Below are 20462 nucleotides of genomic sequence, written 5' to 3'. Positions count from 1 at the left end.
TGACTGCGGCAAGGGGGCTTGCCGACACGCTACTGGGGGGGGGTGTCGATGCAGCAGCCGGACTGCATGCACATTCAGAATCCGACAGAAATCTCGTTCGGAGGAGGCTTCACACGCGGCTACATTGCGCCGGGTTTCGAACCCGTCGCTCACGCCTTTGCCTCCGCCATCCAGGCGCAAAGCGCGCTGGGTGCGGCCTGCACGATCATTCATCGGGGAAGGACGGTCGCCGACTTGCAGGGGGGATGGCGGCAGAAAACCCGACAAGAGCAATGGCAGGGCGACGACATCGCGCTCGTCTACTCGCTGACCAAGGGGCTCACCGGAATGGCTGGAGCGGTCGCCGTGTCGCGCGGTCTTTTCGCCTATGACGAACCGGTCGCCGATATCTGGCCAGAGTTCGCCGCCCATGGGAAAGGCGATGTCACGGTCGGTAAGGCCCTGTCGGAACAGGCGGGCCTTGCCGCGATCGATTTCAGACTGACGCTGGATAATATTGCCGACGAGGAGGCGATCTGCGCCGCCATCGCCGCACAAAAGCCCAACTGGACGCCCGGCGAGCATAGCGGCAACCATGCCTATTCGCTCGGCTGGATAGCCAGCGAACTGATCTGCCGCCGCGATCCCCATGGTCGCCGCCTTCCCCGATTTTTCGCCGAGGAAATTGCCCGGCCGCTCGGTGTCGATGTCTTTATCGGCCTACCCGACAGCTTCGAACGCAACCGCATCGCGCGGATCAAGGGCTTCGGTCTTCAGGATCTCTTCCTCCACCACACCACCATGCCCTGGCTGCTCACTTTCAAGATGTGTCTGCCCGGTACGCTGGCTTTCCGGACGCTCAACAACCCGTTGATCCTGGCAGGGCCGGGTGCGCTGGATCGCGAAGCATTCTGGCGGGCGGGCCAGGGTGCGGCGGGCGGTATGGCCTCGGCTCGCGGGCTCGCGGCGCTATATCAGGCATTCGTCGAAGGAGGCGAGAAACTGGGCGTCACGCCCGAGGTGATGGCCACGCTTTGCGCAGGGCATGCTTATCCGCGCAAGGGCCTGAGGGACCAGGTTCTCACGGCCGACATGTATTATTCCCACGGTTTCGAAAAGCCTTTCGCCGAGTGGGAATACGCCCGCACCCGCAGCGCCTTCGGCAGTTTCGCGGTGGGCGGCAGCCTCGCCTTCGCCGACCCGGAAGACGAGGTCGCCTACGCCTGGATCACCAATCAGCTCGGTACCGGAAAATGGGACGATCCGCGCGAGAAAATCGTGCGGGACGCCTTCTACGCCTGCCTGGAGATGAACGCATGACTATTGCACATATCGTCCTGTCGGACCTGCACCTCGGCGCGCGGGACAGCCTGCTGACGCATGTGAACGCCCATGACGAAATCGCCGACGGACCGTCCGAAGTCCTCACCGCCTTTGCCGACGGTTTGCGCGAAACGCTGCGTGAACGGCCCAAGCCGCAGCTTGTTCTGCTCGGCGATGCGCTCGATCTTGGCCTGTCGCCTTTCGGCGATGTTTCGAAGAGCTTTCTCCAACTGATCGACGCCTTCTTTCCCGAAGATGGGGACGAGGTGTTTCGCCGCGAGATTGTCTATATCGCGGGCAATCACGACCATCATATCTGGCGCATGGCGCAGGATCACGGCTTCATCGCTTCGCTTCAGGCAGGGGATATACCCGGCGATCTCGAATACGTCACTTCGATCACGGGTCCGCCAGCGCACCGCTGTCGCCTGATGGAATCACTGATCGCGCACCGGCCGCACATGGCAGGGGCCACGGTAAGCATCGCTTATCCCAACTGGGGGCTCGCCGATGGCAATACGGGCCGCGCGGTGGTGATGCATCATGGGCACTATCTTGACGGGATGTACCGCGCGCTGTCGAGCCTGCGCGGCTTTCTCGAAAACGGCGAAGCGCAGCCCGAGACCATGCAGCAACTCGAGGCCGAGAACGGTCCCTGGATCGACTTTCTATGGTCCGACCTGGGCAGCGCGGGCGAGATCGGCGGCGAAGCGGGTTCGCTATACGCAACCATGCTCAGCGCCGGTGCGAGCCACGATTTCGCCGAAAGTATAGCGCGGCGGATTACCGGCGGGCTGAATTCGAAGCTGGGCATCAATCCGAAGATGCAGCTCAAATACGGGATCACGCTCGATAACCTCATCCGTGCGAGCGTCGATCTCACCGCGGGCCGTGCGGCGGAGCGTCAACGCGACGGGTACGGCCACGTTCTGGGTGAAGCCGAGATCGAGGATATCGGATGGTATCTTGGCACCCCGGTGGCCAATCAGCTCCGCGAGGAATTGGGAGAATTGCCGCGTGAGTTGAGCTTTGTCTTCGGCCACACGCACAAACCGTTCCAGGATGAGTTGATGGTCGAGGGGTACACGCTGCCCGTCGGGGTTTTCAACACCGGGGGCTGGGTGCTCGACGAACCCACGCTGATGCCGGTGCAGGGATGTTCGGCGGTTCTGGTTTCGGATGATCTGGAAGTCGCATCGCTTCGCCTGTTCAACGATCCCACCGACGGCGTGATGTCTCCGGTACGGGTCGAAGGCAGCGGTCGTGTGTCGCGCCTCGCCGACGAAGCCGGTGCTGCGGTCGAAAGGGTGGCCAGTCACTGGGCCGATTTCTCGCACATCGTCCATAAACGCATCGTCGAGGAGGCGGACAAACGTGTCCGCCGTATGCTCGACAAGTCCAACGAGGCTCATCGGGAGGCCGCGGAATGACCATGCAGAAGCGGATTGCCAGAAGCCTCGACCGGGCCAAGTCGCATTACACCGTCCTCGTTATCGGTTCGGGCTATGGCGCGGGCGTTGCCGCTTCGCGTCTGGCACGTGCCGGCCAGGATGTCTGCGTCCTCGAGCGGGGCAAGGAACTGCTGCCGGGCGAGTACCCCGACAGGATTTCCGAAGCTCAGGGCTCGGTCCAGATCAATGCGAAGGGCGGACGCATCGGCGAACCGGACGCGCTGTTCGAAGTCCATGCGAATGACGATCAATACGCACTGGTCGGCTGCGGGCTTGGGGGCACCTCGCTGATCAACGCCAATGTCTCGCTCGAACTCGACAAACGCCTGCTCGACCAGGCGCACTGGCCCGCTGCCTTCCGCGAAAACCCGCATGAAATCGACGCCTATTACGAGCGTGCCCGCGAGATGCTCGCACCCAATCCCTATCCCGACAGCTACCCGGCATTGGGAAAGCTGGAAGCGCTGGAACATTCGGCCAAGGCGATGGGCAAGCGGTTCTACAAGACGCCCATCAACGTCACTTTCGAAGACAAGCTCAACCGGTTCGGCGTGCCGCAGCCCGCCTGCACCAATTGCGGCGATTGCGTATCGGGCTGCAATGTGGGGGCCAAGAACACCACCTTGATGAATTATCTGCCCGATGCGGCTAATCACGGCGCGGAAATCTTCACCCAGGCCAAGGTGCTGTGGATCGAGCGTTGCGGCGACGTTTGGCGTGTCCATCTCGAACCCAATGGCAAGGATGCACCGAATGGCCCCGGCAGCATCACGGCCGACCATGTCATTCTCGGCGCCGGTGCGCTGGGCTCGACCGAAATCCTTTTGCGTTCGCGCGGCAAGGGCCTCGAACTTTCCGATCGCCTGGGCGCAAGCTTTTCCGGCAATGGCGATGCGCTGGGTTTCGCCTATGACAGCTATCTCAAGGCAGAGAAACAGGGCGACGAGCTGACCGCCAAACCGCTCTATGCGATCGGTGTCGGTGCTTCGGATATTGCGAAAGATGCTTACCCTGGTCCCTGCATAACCGGCGTGATCGACATGCGCGGAACCGAGGATGCGACCAAGGGCCTCGTGATCGAGGAAGGCGTAGCGCCGGGCATTCTCGCAGCCGCGCTCGCCCCCGCTTTTTTCTTCGGGGAGGCGCTGGCGGATGGTTTCACCCGCTTCGGCATGGATCAGGTGAAACCCCGCCTGATGGACGCCAAGGCCATGGGCGAAGCGCTGCAGACCGATCCCGGCAATATCGCCGAATGGGCCTATAAGGGGCCGATGGCGCGAACCCAGACCTATCTGGTGATGAGCGTGGACAATGCCGGTGGACAGCTCGCTCTCGAAAACGATCGGCTGACGATCCACTGGTCTGGCGCGGGCGAGCAGCGCACCTACCGCCGCGATGACGACAAGATGCGCGAAGCCGCGGAAGCGATCGATGCGCAGTATTTCTCCGACCCGCTGTGGAGCGATCCGTTCGGCAAGAAGCTGATCACCGTTCATCCCATCGGCGGCTGCGGCATGGGCGATGATGCGACCACTGGGGTGGTCGACGATACCTGCCGCGTGTTCGCCGGTCTCACAGGTGCCGATGTCCACGAGGGGCTGTATGTTTGCGACGGTGCGGCGCTTCCGGGTTCCGTAGGCGTCAACCCCTTGCTGACCATTACCGCCGTGGCCGAGCGCGCGGTCGAGAAACTCGCTTTGAGGCAAGGTTGGACGATCGATTACGCTCTGGGCGCCGAACGCCCGCTGCCTAAAACGCAAGCTGCCACAGGGCCGACTTCAGAGCCAGTGTCAGAGCCCGTTCTCGCGGCGAATGCCGACACATTGCGTCTCGGTGTCGCCAAATGGGTCGCGGGTCACGCCATCGATCCGGTATCCCGCGGGATCGAGGAAGCCGCGCTGCATTACGAAAGCGGCGCGTTCGACAAGGGAAAGGCGGCGATACGCCGACTGGTGATGGATCATCCGGCGGCGATGAGCCCGGGCCTTTCCTTCACCGAAACGATGGCCGGGCATATCAGTGCCACCGGTTGCCATCATCATCCCTGCAGCAAGGCGGAACGCATTCGCGACGACTATGCGAATGGCGAAGCCTGGGGGCGGACGGAAGCAAGTGGATGCAGTTTCCTGCTGACGGTGGCGACCGACAATGTGCACCGCATGATCGAGGACAGTCAGCATCGCTCGCGCATCACCGGTACTGTTATGGTGAGCGCCATTTCGCCCGATCCGCTGCCGGTGCGCGATGGCACCTTTCGTCTGCTGATTGCCGATCCGGCCAGGGCGGAAAGCTGGAAAATGCTGTATGAAATGGTGCTGGAAGGCCCCGATGGCCCCGTTCACTTTCAGGGTTTCAAGACGCTGGAACAGCGTGGCCAGTCCGATCCCTGGACCGATCTCACCACGCTGTTCGTGACCTTGCGCCACGGCGAGGACGCATCCGGCGACTTGATCGGTCGCGGTGTCCTCAAGCTCGGAATCGACGAGTTCATGCGTCAGCTTACGACGGTCGAGCTTTATGCCTCCGGCAGTCTGATCGGATATATCGTGAACCTCATCCCGCGCGCCAAGAAGGCGATTGAGACCTATTTTCTCGCGAAATATGCAGGGTTCTTCGCGATGACCGTGTTCCGCGCCTATGGCGGCATGCTGGCCACGCTGAATGACTTCGCGGGTAAGGATGCAGCCAAGCTGGTCGCGCGCGAACTGCGCCTTCCGCCCGCCGAACACCACATCGTACCCACTGGCGATGGCGTGAATATCGGCCTCACCCGCTATCGCGGCGGCTCGCGCGGGCCGCTGGTTCTGGCACCCGGCTTTTCGGTCCGCGCATCGAGCTTCGCAACCCCGACGGTGGAGGAGAACCTTGCCGAAAGCCTCGTCGCGCAGGGTTACGATGTGTGGCTGTTTGATTATCGCGCCAGCGCCGATGCCGGTAACGATCTCCAGCACCCGCCCGAATTCACCATCGACGCTATCGCTCGCTACGACTGGCCCGCCGCCATCGCGAAAATCCGCGCCCTATCGGGGACGCAAAGCGTGCAGGCAATTGCCCATTGCGTCGGTTCGATGAGCCTCTTGATGGGCATCGGTGCGGGATGGGTTTCGGGCATCCGTTCGCTGCTCTCCTCGCAACTGACCCTGCATCCAGTCACCGACTGGCTCAATTATTTCAAGGCCGATCTCGGTGTGGCCGGGGCCTTGGGCAGATATCGCTTCTCGATGGTCATCTGGATTTCGTCAGTGGGGGAACCGAGGCCGATTACGAAATCGACGCCATCGCCTACCAGATACCCATGCCCGAAGGGCAGGCGTGCAAGAATCCGACGTGCCGCCGTGTCTTCGGCGTATTCGGCCCCAGCTGGGACCATAATCAGCTCGGGCATGATACGCATCTCGCGCTTGGAGGCATGTTCAGCCGCGTCTCGCTGAAACCCTTCGAACAACTGCAGGATGTGATGCGCAGGGGGCTGGCAGTCGATGCTGACGGGCAAGCGATCTACACATCCGATGATGCCGCACGGCGCCTGGCTTTGCCGATCAGCTTCCTGTCGGGAGCTACCAACAAGATATTCTATCCCGAAAGTGGCCAGCGTACGCGGGTCTGGCTCGAAGACAGAAATGGTGCCGATCTCTATCAGCAGCGGATCATACCGGATTACGGGCATATGGATTTGTTCATCGGTCACAACGCCCATCGCGACGTGACTCCCATCATCCTGGATCAATTGGCGTGGCTGGACGATCAGAGCGGAATGGGGATGGGTGGATCGGCTCGATGTGGAATTCCTGGTGCTCATTCCGGGAAGCGGGCATAGTCTTCCGCGATGGCCGACGCAGGCGATACTTTCACCGCTGCCACCCGAACCGACGCGATCGTCCGAGAAAGACGCGGCGCCTTGGCTATCGGATGCGTCGTTTCCGCACTCACGATGGGGCTGTTACAGCCGTTCGTCTATGCCGCGAGCCTCTTACTGGTCGAGGCATTCACCCCTGGCAAGCTGCTGAAAGCCCTTGAGGGGCCGCTTCTCATCTACATTTTCACGGCCTCTTGTGCGCTCACCTATATCGCCTACTCCAATTCCCGCCGGATCGAGGATGCGATTTCGGGTGCGGATCGGATCGAACGGCCGGACATCAGCCGCCGGGCGCGAACTGTCTTGATTCTCGCGATGGGGCACAGCGTTCTGTGGCCTGTCCTGCTCCTCAGTGCGCTCGGTGTGCCATTACCCCACAGCTTTAATTCGGCGGGATCCCACGTGGTGGGATCGTGGGCGCTGGTCTTCATATCGCCGGTCGTGCAGATATCGTTGTTCTATACGTTTTACGATCGCCTCATTTTCAAGCTATCGGCGGATTTGGTTACGATCAGGCCCGTAACGCTTAGATCGCGCTTGATGGTCTATATGGTCATCATCCCCGGCGCACTTGTGGTTTCCCTCGTGCTGTACATGAACGGGGTGGAGCATTCGGGGCCGGCGATCGGGGCCGAGGCGGCTCTGCTGGTCCTGCTCATCTGCGGAGCGAACTATTGTTCGATCTACCAGAATTTTCGGAAGACCCTCGACAATGTTTCGCAATTCGTCGCGCACGAATTGACCCGCGAAAAGACCATCCACGAGCCCGTCCTTCCTTCGACGCCCTTCGCATTTGTCGAAATCGCCAAAATTCTGTCGGAACTGGACAGATTACGGGAAGACAACGCCGATTTCATCGCACGACTCCAGGCCAGTGAAGCGAGGCTCAACGAAGCCCAATCGCTCGAACGGCTCGCGACGTGGGAAGCGCATAGCGATGGCTCGCTGATCTGGTCGGAACAGGCCTATGAGCTCAGCGGTGTCGCGCCTTCGGAGTTCGGCGGAACGGTCGAATTCTTTTTCGACATGATCCATCCGGATGACAGGGCTCGGGTCGAACGTACCTATGCGGAAGCGCTCGCCGAAGGGAAGCGTTACGACACGACACATCGGCTGATCCGACCCGATGGGAAGGAGGTGGTTCTGCGGCAGCGGGCCATCTTCAAGAAGGATGCCGAAGGTCGCCCCCAGTCCGCAGTGGGCATCTGCCAGGACATCACCCAGTTGGTTAAGCTGGAGCAGGAGCTTCGGCAGACCCAGAAGATGGAAGCTATCGGGCAATTAACAGGGGGGATTGCCCATGATTTCAACAATATCCTGGCGATCATCCTCGGCAATCTGGAAGTGCTGCGCGATTTCGAGAAGATCGATGCATCGCAACGAGAGCTTGTCGACGATGCCATTGGTGCGGCGATGGAAGCGGTGGATCTCACTCGCAGTATGTTGGCTTTCGCGCGCAAGGCGCCGCTCCAGCCCGAAATTTTCGATCTCAACGAAGTGGTTGACGAAACGCGGAAGTGGAGCGCGCGTATTCTCCCTGAAAACATCGAGATCAAGGCGGTTCTCGAAAGCGATCTCTGGCCTGTTGAGACGGATGTCGGCTCGACCCGTAGCGCATTGATAAACCTGATCCTCAATGCGCGCGATGCCATGCCTCACGGCGGTACATTGACGATCGAAACCGCCAATATCGTTCTCGACGAAGCCTGCGTCAGCGAAACGCGTGAGGATCTGCAACCCGGGCGCTATGTCGTTTTGTCGGTCATCGACGACGGTGTGGGTATCGAGACCGGACTGCTGGAAGAAATCTTCTCCCCATTCTTCACCATCAAGGCGGCAGGAAAGGGGTCGGGGCTTGGGTTGTCGATGGTCCATGGATTCATGAAGCAATCCGGAGGGGCTGTCAGAGTCTCCACCGAACTTGGTCGCGGAAGCACGTTCAGGCTCTATTTTCATGCCAAGGATGCAGCGCAGCTCGCCTTGCGCGAAGACAACGAAGCTTGGCAGGGCAAGGTTTCGCAAGCGCGCATACTCGTCGTGGAAGACAATTCGGCAGTGCGCGATACCGTTATCCGAACGCTCGAGCGGAGCGGTTACGATGTCACGGCGACGGCCAATGGCGATGCCGCTCTCGACGCTTACAGGCAACGAAGACCGGGTTTTGACCTGATTTTGACCGATGTCGTAATGCCCGGGCGCCTGCAGGGGCCCGACCTGGCCAAGGAAATCCGGGCGCTCGATCCGGAGGCGCGAATAATCTTCATGTCCGGCTATGCCAGCCAGACCAATGTCGACGAGCATGGCTTGGCGATCGGCCAGCGGCGTTTGACCAAGCCGATCCGAAGGGCCGATCTGATCGATGCAATCGAAGGCGCTCTCGGAGGATAGGGCTGATCGACCGGGGCAGCACGGATCGTCAGCTCTCGCCGGGCTGGGAAAAGCCCCGATATCGCGGGAGGTGAGATGGAAAGATCGATTTTTCCGGCTGGCTGGGCAGAGTGCTCGATAATCGAAAATACATTCGCATACTGGAAAACCGGATGGTTATTTTGTAGTTAATTCAGGCGGATTTAACATACCGTCGTGGCTGTAGGAAGGTGAAGAAGGTTATGCAGGATTTATTCTATCGCAAAGCGCTTCAGGCTGTTGGTGATGGAATTTTGTTCATCGGTGCCGGTGAAGAAATAACCTTTTGTAATCGGGCCTTCCTCGACATGGCGGGCTATGGCGAGGCGGATATTCTGGGAAAGAACTGGCGTCTCCTGGAACGGGATGAAACGACAGCCGAACTCGCGGAGCGTATTAGGGATGCGATCGCCAAACGAGAGCGCTTTGAAGGCGAAGTGATCGCTCATCGCAAAGGGGGAGGCGCATTCCGGCACAGTCTTTCGATCCTGCCCCAATTCGACGAGAACGGGGATTTCGTCGGTCTGATAGCAAAGCTGGGCGAGGGCCATCGAGGCGAGCGACAGCGGGATCTCGATGCGTTTCAAAAACATTCCCGCGTTATCTTCGAAAATATCGGAACGGGGGTGATGATCTGTTCGCCCGATGGCGTGGTGAGGAAGATCAATCCTGAAGCCATGCGGTCACTCGGACTGTCACCGTCGACAGAGGGGCGCACAATAGAGCGCGCCAAATTTGATCTCATCAAAGAAGACGGGTCCCCCTTTACCGAGGAAGACTGTCTTGTGAAATCGGTGATGGAGCGCGGCGAAGCTGTTCGCGATGCAATAATCGGCAAGCTGGCTGGTGGCTCGGGCGGAACCCAATGGTTTCATTGCAACGCTTTGCCGATAGTCGAACCCACAGGCGAGATCTCGACAGTCATCCTTTACTTCAACGATATCAGCCAGCGTCGTAACCATGAGTTGGCGGCGAAGGCCGATCAGCGCCGCTTCCAGCTTGCCTTGCGGGCAGCCCGAAGTGTCGTGTGCGATTGGGACCTGCTGACCGAAGAATTCTGGGCGAGCGAAAGCTTCGAAACCGTCTTCGGATCGTCCCCGCCAAGCACGATGGGCCTGACCGAGGTCCCGCAATATGTCGTCGAGGAAGATCGCGATCGCTACCAGCGCCAGCTACTCCAGGCTCTAGCGCAGCAGGACCGTCGATTGCAGCGGGAGTTCCGGTTCGTCAGACCGGAGGGCGGCATTGGGACTTTGCGGTCGGAATTCACCATCCACTATGACGATGATGGAGAACCCGTCCGGATCATCGGATCGACAATCGACGTAACCGAATTGCGCCAGAAAGAGGAAAAGCTGGCGAGTTCGGAAGAGCGATTGCGGATTGTGACCGAGCTATCCAGCGATATTCTGTGGGAGATGAATCCGGATACGGAGGTGGTTTGGCGTGCCGCCGAAGGCGTAGAACGGCTCGGTCTGGACCCCGACCTGGCGCCCTATTCGGGTGGGGCCTGGATCGATCAGGTCAGCCCGGAAGACCGGGAACGTGTGGTTTCGAGCCTGAGCGCAGCGCTCGAAGGCGGTGCGGATCGCTGGCGCGAGGAGTACCGGATGCAAAAGGCCGACGGGTCGACCTTGCTGGTTCAGGATACCGCTGCGCTCATCAGAGACGAGAACGGCGCCGTTACGCGCGTTGTGGGTGCCGTGCGCGATATCACCGAGAGCCGGCGACTCGAGGATTTTCTTCGCAACAAACAATCGCTTGAATCGCTGGGCAAGCTGACCGGCGGCGTAGCGCACGATTTTAACAACATGCTCATGATCATCATGGGCAATACCGAGATATTGCTGGATGAAACCGATAATCCGGACGTGCGCGAACTGCTCGATCTGATCCAGTCGGCAGCCCGCAACGGTGCCGAACTGACCAGCCGCTTGCTGTCTTTCGCGCGGCAGCAACCGCTGGCGCCGCAGCGGATGAACATTGCCGAGCAGATGGAACAGATCGGCAAGCTCATCAGGCATGGGCTGCCGGAAGACATCACCCTGTCGGTTACGGCGAGCGAGGAGGATCTTTTCGTCGAGGTCGATCCCAGTCAGCTCGACAATGCGCTGGTCAATCTGGCGATGAATGCGCGCGACGCGATGCCCGAAGGCGGCCTGCTTACGCTCGAGGCATCGTCATATCGCGTGGAATTGGGGGCGTTGGAGAATGTACTGGCGCCCGGCGAATATGTCAGGATCGCGATGACCGACAGCGGTTCAGGCATGGCTCCCGAAATTGCTTCTCGCGTGTTCGAGCCCTTTTTCACGACGAAAGCGAGGGGAGATGGGACGGGTTTGGGACTGAGCATGGTGTATGGTTTCGCCAACCAGTCGGGAGGCCACGCCTTCGTGGAAACCGCGCCAGGTGAAGGAACGACGGTCTGCATTTTCCTGCCGAAGATCGAACCGATCGAGGGTGAAGCCGAGAGCCGCGGAACCGAGTATACCTTTCCTCGAGACTCCGCTGCGAAGATACTGATCGTCGAAGATGAGGGGCAGGTGCGGCGTTACGTCGAAAAGCTGTTCGAGGCCGAAGGCTATTCGGTCCTCAGCGCGTCCAACGGCCCGGACGCAATGGCGCTGCTCGATCGGCACGACGATGTCGATCTCCTTTTCACCGATATCGTGATGCCGGGCGGAATGAATGGGCTGGAACTGGCGGAAAAGGCACGGCACCGATTGCCGGGAATAAAGGTCATTTTTTCATCCGGCTATGCCAGTATGCGCACACTTGGCGACAGTTTCGATCCCGGTAGGGATATGTTGTTGCTCAAGCCCTATACGCGCATGGAACTGGCAAAAGCGCTCAAGCGCGTGACCTGCGATCCGGTCTGCGACTGACCGGGGAGAGCGCTATTTCGATGGATTGGCCTTCTCGAATATCAGGGTGAATTCGACTGCGTTACGCACCCCCAGTTTCTTGAAGATATTCGCCCGGTGAACCTCGACCGTGCGCGGGCTGATGTCCAGCGTCCTCGCTATTTCCTTATTGCTGTTGCCATCGACGATCTGCGCGGCGATTTCGCTTTCGCGCGATGTCAGAAGCGCGATCAGCGACTTGTTCCGTTCCACTTCGTCGACCTGGCGACGCAGCTCGATGGAATGCGCAATGTGCTCATTGATTCTCCTGGCGAATTCCTTGATCGATACGGGCTTTTCGATAAAATCCACCGCACCGTTTTTCATGGCATCGACCGCCAGGCTGATCTCGCCATGCGAAGTCAAAACGATGATCGGAACCGCCTGCGCTTCGTCGGGAATGCTTTCCAGTACAGCCATACCATTCATTTCAGGCATTCGCATGTCCAGAATGACGCAATCGGGCAGTTCGAATTCGAGGCTTTCGAGAAAATCGACTCCGCTTCGGTAGGGCGACAGGCAAACCCCTGTCTTTCCAGACCTCGCACCAGGGTCTGCCTCACACCGGATTCGTCGTCCACAATGGCCACGAGCGGCCGCGATTTCGTATCGCCATCGGATTGGTCGGGGCTCGCGCTCAAGGGACTCTCCACCTTTTTTCCGTCGGCCCTCGCAGCATCCGATACCAGCTTGGCCGCCTCGTCGGCGGGGGCCGGGCGTCCGGTCCAGAAGCCTTGCAACTGATCGCAACCCGCCTCTTCCAGTATCTGTGCGGCCGATTCGGTTTCGACTCTTTCCGCAGTGCACAGGATCCCGGTTCGTTTTGCCAGCCTTACCATGGCCCGGACTATTTCCGCTGCCCGTTCTTCCTGTTCCATCCGCGCGACGAAGTTGCCGTCGATCTTCAGTTCCGAGAACGGGAAATCGGACAATTGCTTCAGCGACGAGAACCCGATCCCGAAATCATCGATGGCGATACCATACCCGGCGACGCGCAGCTTGGTGAACGATTTCAGAACATTTTCATCATCGGGCAGGCCCGCGCGCTCGGTCACTTCGAAGATGAACTGGGAGGCTTTCAGCCCCTTTTCCTTCCGCAGACGCTCGATTTTCTCCAATCCCTCGGGCTGCTCGAAAAATTCCGGCTCGATATTGATGGCTAGGTGGAGATCGTCGGTTAGCACCTCGGAAGCCCACTCCATGCTTTTCTCGATCACGGTCTCGGTCAGCGAGACCATTCTGCCATGGCTTTGCAGCTGCGCGATGCAGTCGTCGGTTGACAGCATCTCGCCATCCGCGTTCCAAAACCGGGCCAGCGCCTCGAACCCGGCCAGTTTGCGGGACTTGGCCCAGATCTTCGGTTGGAAATACAGTTGGAGCGTTGCCTGGATTTGCGCAAATTCCTCTCGCGAACATATCAGGGTATCGGGAGGCGAGGACTTTTCCTTGTCGGGATCGGCCGATGGCTGCGAAGTCACCAGCCGTTCGAAATCGGCAAAGCTGAACGGTTTGGGCAGAAGTCCTGCGATCTTCGCCCCGCTGCCGGAAAGCAACCGTCCGGCCGCCTCAAGCACTGGTGCATCGGCGCCGCTGGTCAGGAAGACGCGGCCTGAGAAATTCGCCTTTTGCAGCTTTTCCACGACATCGATTCCTCCGATGTCGGGCATGTTGAGGTCGAGCAAGACGTCCGGTGAGGTGTCCCTCGCGGACAGCGCGGCAAAGAAATCGCGCGGTTCGGTGAACGCCACGGCCTGAAGGCCAGCCTTCACGGCGAACCGCTTGAAGAGCTTCGCCGTCTGCGGATTATCGTCTAAAATAAATAACGAATGCACGTTGCCTCCCACTCGGGGCAAGGCGCGGGTATCACCCTAAATTAATCAGCGCAAACCCCGACCGACCGGATTGGGTGGTATAATACTATGAAGAGTATAACTTCTTTATTAAGTCATGCGGTGATGGGATTGCGTCCCGCAGGAAAAATCGCAGGGCATGGGACGATCCAACCATTCACTCCGGATTGGTGAGAAACGCCAATGCCCGAAGGGACATCGGCTTTTCCAGGGCAAGTCCGGCGCTGCCTCCTTGCAACCAGCGGATGGCCGCATTCGGGAATGTCGCTCCGCACACTTCTATGGTGCATAGGCAGCCCTCGGGTATCGGTTCGTCGAGCGCGATACACAACCCTTTCTGCGCGATGTTGAGCGCGGCGGCATCGATCCGGCGCCCGCAGACGAAAACGGATGCCGAATGTTCGAACGGGATGCGCACCGAGCGATAGGGGAACCCGGCATTTGTACCGACATCGCAGGGCGCATCGTTCATCAGCCCGAACCGCGCGCCGTCTACCCAGACGACCGTGGCCGTCACGAACGCCCTGCTGCTCCAGCGATAGCGCACGGGTTGCCCCGGCGTCAGCGGTATCGCCCCCTCGAAACCGCAGCCATACTCCGAAATGTCCTTCATGGTCGCCAGATAGGCTTTGCCTTCGGCCTCGATACAGGCCGGCCTGAATGTGCGAATACTGCGATCTTCTTGCCGTCGCTCCGGCTGTAAAACCGGCTGCGAACCGATCGCCATGTTCGACAAACCCCTGGGTGCCGAATTCCTCATCCAGCCTGCCTAGCGACGGGCGATTAAGCAACCTGCAAGCCGGATATTGAGATATCTCTATGTGACGAAAGAGGGTTTTTTAACCACGAAGCTCTTTGGATAGAGCGCTGCCTCGGCCGGGCATGGCCCATGCCCCGACCATTTCGCAAGCCTGCCACGCGCCGCACATCCACCGGATGAAGAGCGGTACTCCAGTATCGAGGGCATGAGAGCAAGTGGCGGAGACGGAGGGATTCGAACCCTCGATACCCGTTACCAGGTATGGCTCCTTAGCAGGGAGCTGGTTTCAGCCACTCACCCACGTCTCCGCTGACGCATTTCGGCTGCGAGGGGCGCGCTATACCCATGCCCCCGCATGCCTTCAAGGGGAGTTTTTATAAAGGTTCGCGCCCATCTTTCATCGGCTCACAGACTCGCTTTGCCGCAATTTCGATTCGGTTCATCGCCGTTTCATTGCCGTGGCGGTCAAAGGGGATTCTTCTCATGGCGCAGCTGTCTGCGCATGCGTCGCCGACACGGAGGGATCGATGATCGAAAATATACGGAAACTGCCGAAGATCGGCTTCGCACTAGCAGCTTTCGGCTTAAGCGTGAGCCCGCTTGCGGCCCAGGTCGAGACAATCGACCCCAACGCCGCCATTGACGGCGATCTCGTCGAGCAGCCAGGCGACCAGCCGGTCTACGGCGAGCCGGAAGAAGCCACCACCTACACTACGGAACCCGAAGCGGCGGCACCCGAGGACGCTTATCCCGAGCAGCCGCAATGGTCGGAGCAGTCCGCAGAGGAAGCCGCCAGCGAGGCGGTGGACACTGCCGCGGTCGACGATCCCGACACGACCTATCGCGAGGATGACCTCATCGGGGCGGCCGAAGGTGTATTCGGCAAGGGTGCGGAAGGGGTCGCCAAGATGGTCCGCAAACTGCTCGCCGAACAGGGCGAGCCCAATGCCTATATTGTCGGTCGCGAGGCGAGCGGCGCCTTCATCGTCGGCGCGCGCTACGGCTCGGGCACGCTTTATCACAAGGTCGAAGGCGAGCGTCCGGTTTACTGGACCGGCCCGTCGATCGGTTTCGATGCCGGGGCCAATGCCGGCAGCACCTTCGTGCTGGTGTACAACCTCTACGACAGCGAAGAACTCTACGAGCGGTATCCGGCAGGCGAGGGTCAGGCCTATGTGATCGGCGGCCTCACCGCGAGCTATATGCGCAAGGGCGATGTCGTGCTGATCCCGATCCGCATGGGGGCCGGTCTGCGGCTGGGGATCAATGCCGGCTACATGAAGTTTTCGAAGAAGCAGCGCTGGCTGCCGTTCTGAGGCGATAGCAGCCCTTCGGGGCGCCCAACCATAAAACCGGAAAGCATGGGGGCCATGACAGGATTTCCTGTTGCGGCTCTATCCATATCGGGCAATGAGGCGCGCATGCTTGACCAACTCGAAGCCCAATCACCCGACGCGCTGCTCGCGCTCATCAAGATGCACGCCGAAGACCCGCGCGAGGACAAGATCGACCTCGGCGTGGGTGTCTATCGCACGAATGACGGCGCCACCCCGGTTTTCCGCGCTATCAAGGCGGCGGAACAGCGACTGGTCGATACGCAGGATTCCAAGAGCTATCTCGGGCCGGAAGGCGATACCGGCTTCGTCCACGCGTTGAAGCCCTATATCTTCGGCAAGAACGCCACCATGAGCGGACGTATCGAGGGCATGCAGACCCCCGGTGGTACCGGCGCGGTACGCCTCGCCGTGGCGCTGGCCAAGGCTGCGGGGGGCACGCGGATCCATCTCGGTGTGCCGAGTTGGCCCAATCACGCACAGATCCTGCAGGATGTGGGGGTCGAAACCACCACCTTCCACCATGCCAAGGATGACGGCACAGCCGATATCGACGCGTTGCTCGATGCGATCGGCAAGGCGCGCGAAACCGATGCGGTGCTGCTGCACGGGTGCTGCCACAACCCCACCGGGGTCGACTATACCGACGAGCAGTGGGAGCAGATTGCCCAGGCCTTTGCCGACAAGGGCATCCTGCCGATCCTCGACGTTGCCTATCATGGGCTCGGACACGGGCTCGAGGAGGATGTCGCGGGAGTGCGCAAAGTGCTCGCCAAAGTGCCCGAGGCGCTGGTGGCCTATAGCTGCGACAAGAACTTCGGCCTTTACCGCGATCGTGTCGGGGCCTTTTACATGATCGCGAAAGACGCCTCCGACCTGCCCACCATTACCTCCAACGCCAATGCCCTGGCTCGGGCCAACTGGTCGATGCCGCCGGATCACGGCGGCGCGGCGGTGCGGACGGTGCTGCGGGACGAGGAGTTGACCAGGCAGTGGCTCGACGAGTTGGGCGAAATGCGTGCGCGCATGCGGCGGGTGCGCGCGCGGCTGGCGGCGGCAGACAATGAGGCGCCCGGCCTCAATCTCGCCGCGCTGGGCAAGCAGAACGGTCTGTTCGCCATGCTGCCGCTTTCGAAGGATCAGATCGCCAGGCTGCGCGAAGACCACGGCGTCTACATGGCCGGGTCGGGCCGGATCAATGTGGCCGGCCTCCATGAAGGCAACACGCCCAAGTTCATCGCCGCGCTGGCGGACGTCACGAAGGGCTAGGCGAGGATGGATCGTCAGCCGACTCTCGAGACCGAGCGGCTGGTGATCCGTCCGCTTGGGGAAGGGGATCGCGAGGCACTCTACGCAGTCGCCTCCGATCCCGGAGTGTGGGAACAGCACCCGATCCACGACCGCTGGCGGCGCGAGATCTTCGATCGCTTTTTCGGCGACGGGCTGGCGAGCGGCGGAGCGCTGGCGGTAGTGGACAAGCGCGACGGTTCGATCATCGGCTCCACCCGGTACGACAAATACGATCCGGACGAGGGCGGAGTGGTCGAGATCGGCTGGACCTTCCTCGCGCCCCGGTACTGGGGCAAGGGCATCAATCCCGAGATGAAGCGTGCCATGCTGGCCTACGCGTTTCAAAGCGTGGCGCTGGTCGAGTTTCGCGTAGGCGACACCAACTACCGTTCGCGCAATGCGCTCGAAGCGATCAGCGCGGTGCGTACCGACCGGTACGAGCTTGAGAAGTACCAAGGCAAACGCGTGGTCCACCTCGTCTATGAAATCACCCGGGAAAGCTTCGAGCGAGGCCCGCTCGCCTGAATTCGGGCTGAAAGGTCGGCGCGCGGGTAAGGTGTTCACGGTCCTTGACCAAATTCTGCTTTATCTTGCGTCACGGCCTGCTAATGAGAATGCTTCTCAACAAGAGGATATCTCCCAATGCGTAAGCTGGTACTTGCCGCCGCCCTTTCGGGCACCATGGTCACTCTTGCCGCCTGCTCGGGCGGTGCCGATGAAGCGGCAGAAGCCGAAGCTCCGACAGCCGCCGAAACGACCGAGGCGGCTGCCGAAGCCGCCGTGCTCGATGCGGGCACCGCCACGGTCGAACAGCTCGCCGCTGTCGAAGGCGTGAGCGAGGAACTGGCCGCGGCGATCGTTGCAGGTCAGCCCTATGCCAGCGTGACCGATCTGAACGCCAAGCTGCTCGAAACGCTGAGCGCCGAAGAGGCCGCAGCGGTGCTCGAAAATGTCTTCGTTCCGGTGAATCTAAACACGGCGAGCAAGGAAGAACTGCGTCTCATTCCCGGCATGACCGACAAGATGGAGCACGAGTTCGAAGAATACCGCCCCTATGCCGATATGAACGAATTCGATCGCGAAATCGGCAAATATGTCGACGAGGCGGAAGTCGCCCGCTTCAGGAACTACGTCACTCTCTGACGACGCTGCAACATTACCCTTACGATCTCGATCGCGGCCAGTATCCCCACATGGATCCAGGCCGTGGTCGGATCGAAGGCCGACCAGATCCAGTGCAGGAAAGTCAGGACGGCAGCCGGATAGACAAGACGGTGCAGCTTCTTCCACGAGCGCTTGAGGCGTCGGACCGAAACATCATTCGAGGTGACTGCCAGGGGGAGGAACAGGGTGAAAGCGATCCAGCCCACTAGAATGTAGGGCGTCGACAGCTCGGCGAAGATCAGATCGGGCGAAGCTTTCCTCACCAGATAGATCAACGTGTGACCCGCGGCATAGGCGAAGCTGGCCACACCCAGGTCCCGGCGGCGCCGCATCAGCCAGCCGGTCCAGCGCTGTCGGCGGAACATCAGCCTCAGCGGGGTGACGGCCATCGTCGCCATCAAAAGCCATGCAGCCCAGTCGCCGGTATCGCCGATAGCATGCCCATAGCCATAGCTATTGGGGGTTACTGCCCAGCGCCAGGCGATCCATAGCCCCGGCAGGGCGAGGATCAGCCACAGCAGCGGCCGAGACGTGACGAGGGATCTCAGCAGGGGCCTGGACCGCACGGTCAGTTGGCGAGGCTTTGCATTCGCTTGAGATAGCGCGCGAGCACATCGATTTCGAGATTGACCGCATCGCCTTCGGACAAATCGCCCAAGGTCGTCACTTCACCCGTATGCGGAATTATGTTGAGTGCGAAGCGGACATCGCCATTGGGCTCGTCCTCGACCTCGTTCACGGTCAGCGAGACACCGTCGACGGTGATCGAGCCTTTCTCCGCGACATAGGGCGCGATGTCTTCACCGGCGAGGATTTCCAGCCGGGTCGAGCCACCGATGTCCTCGGCCAGCGCTACACGCCCGACCGCATCGACGTGACCGGTGACCAGATGCCCGCCAAGTTCGTCGCCCAGCCGCAGGGCTGGTTCGAGGTTGAGCCTGCGGTCCTTGCGCCACTGGTCCTGTGCCGTGCGGCTTACTGTCTCGCCAGAGACATCGACAGCGAACCAGGCATCGCCCTCCTGCCCGCCCTTTTCGACCACCGTCAGGCAAACGCCCGAACAGGCGATGGAGGCGCCGATATCGATCCCGGCCGGGTCCCACGGACAGCTTATGACGACACGCAGGTCGCCCTCCGTCTCGATGCTCTTGATGATGCCGATGGCTGTGACGATCCCGGTGAACATGCGTGCTCCTGGCTAACGCTCTATTTCTGGCGCAGGCGGCTGTAGGCTTCGAAGCTGTCGCTGCCAAGCTGGCGGCGTTCCTCAAGCGCCCATCTGCCGTGTGCATCGGCAAGGGCACCAAGCCCGATATCGCCGACAGCCGCATACCCATTGCCGATCACGATGGGCGCACGGTAAGTCTCGAGGCGGTCGACTAGGTCCGCAGACAGAAAGCTTGCGGCGATATTCGCGCCGGCCTCGACATAGAGATAGAAGGCATCGAGTGTTTCGATCTGCTCGGGTGTGTTGATGACCTTCACCCCATGGGGGGGCACGCCGCGCGTCAGCACCGCGCGCTGCGGGCTGCGCTGCTCCAGTCCGGGGAGGCGCACGTCGAGCCTGGGCTTGTCGCTGCGCCATGTCCCGCCACCGACCAGGATCGCATCGGCCCCCGCGCGGCGCGCATGGACATGGGCACGGGCCACATCGCCGGTAATCCACTGGCTTTCGCCGCTGGCCATGGCGATACAGCCGTCCAGCGACATGGCGATCTTCATCGTGACATGCGGGCGCCGCTGGCGCGCGCGCATGAGATAGCCGGCAAGACTTGCCTCGGCAGCGGGGCTCGCGAGAAGGGCGGTTTCGATCCCGGCCTCGCGCAGACGGGCTAGCCCGTTCCCGGCGGTACGCGGATCGGGATCCTCGACACCGGCGACGACCCGCGCGATCCCCGCTTCGACCAGCAGATCGCTGCAGGCCGGGCCGCGCAAGGAACGATGGGCACAGGGTTCCAGCGTGACATAGGCCGTCGCTCCGCGCGCCTTCTCGCCCGCCTGGTGGAGTGCGGCTGCCTCGGCATGGGGGCGTCCGCCGGCGGCCGTCCAGCCGCGACCGACGACTTTGCCGTGCTTGACAATAATGCACCCGACCCCGGGATTGGGGTAGCTGATGGGCCGCGCGCGCATCGACAGGCGCGCGGCA

The 20462-nt window shown here is 60.8% G+C and carries 16 protein-coding genes, 1 tRNA gene and 1 pseudogene; 11 read left to right on the top strand and 7 right to left on the bottom strand.

The genetic code is table 11. From position 1 onward, the window contains the following. The first annotated feature begins 66 nt into the window (after positions 1-66). The 7 genes and pseudogenes from DVR09_RS13990 (at position 67) to DVR09_RS13970 (ending at position 11900) form a co-directional block, all read left to right on the top strand. Positions 67-1299 carry a serine hydrolase domain-containing protein gene (locus DVR09_RS13990; RefSeq protein ID WP_234041473.1) on the top strand — a complete coding sequence of 411 codons (1233 nt, stop codon included), beginning with the start codon at positions 67-69 and terminating at the stop codon, positions 1297-1299. Further along, positions 1296-2732 (top strand): metallophosphoesterase, encoded by a 1437-nt coding sequence (locus DVR09_RS13985; protein WP_115417574.1) that lies wholly within the window; start codon positions 1296-1298, stop codon positions 2730-2732. Before DVR09_RS13990 ends, DVR09_RS13985 begins: the two co-directional genes overlap by 4 nt. Further along, positions 2729-6184 carry a GMC oxidoreductase gene (locus DVR09_RS13980; protein ID WP_234041472.1) on the top strand — a complete coding sequence of 1152 codons (3456 nt, stop codon included), beginning with the start codon at positions 2729-2731 and terminating at the stop codon, positions 6182-6184. Before DVR09_RS13985 ends, DVR09_RS13980 begins: the two co-directional genes overlap by 4 nt. Next, entirely contained in the window at positions 6163-6570 is a 408-nt protein-coding gene (locus DVR09_RS17690; RefSeq protein ID WP_234041471.1) for a hypothetical protein, read from the top strand. The genes DVR09_RS13980 and DVR09_RS17690 overlap by 22 nt, the downstream gene beginning before the upstream one ends. A 9-nt stretch (positions 6571-6579) precedes the next feature. Then, positions 6580-8997: a PAS domain-containing hybrid sensor histidine kinase/response regulator gene (locus DVR09_RS13975; RefSeq protein ID WP_115417572.1), complete on the top strand. Its 2418-nt coding sequence runs from the start codon at positions 6580-6582 to the stop codon at positions 8995-8997. 221 nt (positions 8998-9218) lie between these two features. After that, positions 9219-9485 (top strand): annotated as a pseudogene (locus DVR09_RS18045) (PAS domain S-box protein); the annotation flags it as partial. A gap of 159 nt (positions 9486-9644) precedes the next feature. Further along, positions 9645-11900, top strand: a complete 2256-nt coding sequence (locus tag DVR09_RS13970) for a PAS domain-containing hybrid sensor histidine kinase/response regulator family protein (protein ID WP_234041469.1) — start codon at positions 9645-9647, stop codon at positions 11898-11900. Positions 11901-11912: 12 nt separating this feature from the next. Here the strand turns inward: DVR09_RS13970 and DVR09_RS17405 are convergent, their stop codons facing one another. From DVR09_RS17405 to DVR09_RS13950, 4 genes are all read right to left on the bottom strand, one after another. Continuing rightward, positions 11913-12368 (bottom strand): response regulator transcription factor, encoded by a 456-nt coding sequence (locus DVR09_RS17405; protein ID WP_234041625.1) that lies wholly within the window; start codon positions 12366-12368, stop codon positions 11913-11915. After that, the gene (locus DVR09_RS13960; protein ID WP_234041468.1) at positions 12344-13687 is read right to left on the bottom strand and encodes an EAL domain-containing response regulator; all 1344 of its coding nucleotides are present in this window, start codon (positions 13685-13687) and stop codon (positions 12344-12346) included. Before DVR09_RS13960 ends, DVR09_RS17405 begins: the two co-directional genes overlap by 25 nt. Positions 13688-13925: 238 nt before the next feature. Continuing rightward, positions 13926-14495: a PilZ domain-containing protein gene (locus DVR09_RS13955; RefSeq protein WP_162814977.1), complete on the bottom strand. Its 570-nt coding sequence runs from the start codon at positions 14493-14495 to the stop codon at positions 13926-13928. A gap of 249 nt (positions 14496-14744) precedes the next feature. After that, positions 14745-14836 (bottom strand) — tRNA-Ser (locus tag DVR09_RS13950). A gap of 219 nt (positions 14837-15055) precedes the next feature. Here DVR09_RS13950 and DVR09_RS13945 point away from each other — a divergent pair. From DVR09_RS13945 to DVR09_RS13930, 4 genes are all read left to right on the top strand, one after another. Beyond that, on the top strand, positions 15056-15844 hold the full coding sequence (locus DVR09_RS13945; RefSeq protein WP_115417567.1) for a DUF1134 domain-containing protein: 789 nt from the start codon (positions 15056-15058) through the stop codon (positions 15842-15844). A 105-nt stretch (positions 15845-15949) separates the two neighbouring features. Continuing rightward, a complete protein-coding gene (locus DVR09_RS13940; RefSeq protein WP_115417565.1) occupies positions 15950-17131 on the top strand; it encodes an amino acid aminotransferase in 1182 nt (393 codons plus the stop codon). Positions 17132-17137: 6 nt separating this feature from the next. After that, entirely contained in the window at positions 17138-17677 is a 540-nt protein-coding gene (locus tag DVR09_RS13935; RefSeq protein ID WP_115417564.1) for a GNAT family N-acetyltransferase, read from the top strand. 117 nt (positions 17678-17794) lie between these two features. Continuing rightward, complete coding sequence (locus DVR09_RS13930) at positions 17795-18295, top strand: helix-hairpin-helix domain-containing protein (RefSeq protein ID WP_115417562.1); 501 nt, start codon at positions 17795-17797, stop codon at positions 18293-18295. Here the strand turns inward: DVR09_RS13930 and DVR09_RS13925 are convergent. The 3 genes from DVR09_RS13925 to ribD are packed head-to-tail and all read right to left on the bottom strand — an operon-like array spanning position 18280 to position 20446. Then, positions 18280-18882: a protein-methionine-sulfoxide reductase heme-binding subunit MsrQ gene (locus tag DVR09_RS13925; protein ID WP_234041467.1), complete on the bottom strand. Its 603-nt coding sequence runs from the start codon at positions 18880-18882 to the stop codon at positions 18280-18282. The genes DVR09_RS13930 and DVR09_RS13925 overlap by 16 nt on opposite strands. A 2-nt stretch (positions 18883-18884) precedes the next feature. Continuing rightward, on the bottom strand, positions 18885-19502 hold the full coding sequence (locus DVR09_RS13920) for a riboflavin synthase (RefSeq protein WP_115417560.1): 618 nt from the start codon (positions 19500-19502) through the stop codon (positions 18885-18887). A gap of 20 nt (positions 19503-19522) precedes the next feature. Then, positions 19523-20446 (bottom strand): bifunctional diaminohydroxyphosphoribosylaminopyrimidine deaminase/5-amino-6-(5-phosphoribosylamino)uracil reductase RibD, encoded by a 924-nt coding sequence (gene ribD / locus DVR09_RS13915; RefSeq protein ID WP_435867818.1) that lies wholly within the window; start codon positions 20444-20446, stop codon positions 19523-19525. Positions 20447-20462: the final 16 nt, after the last annotated feature.

Source organism: Erythrobacter aureus (assembly GCF_003355455.1).
GTDB classification, from domain to species: Bacteria; Pseudomonadota; Alphaproteobacteria; order Sphingomonadales; family Sphingomonadaceae; genus Qipengyuania; species Qipengyuania aurea.
This window is presented reverse-complemented; position numbering and strand designations above follow the sequence as displayed.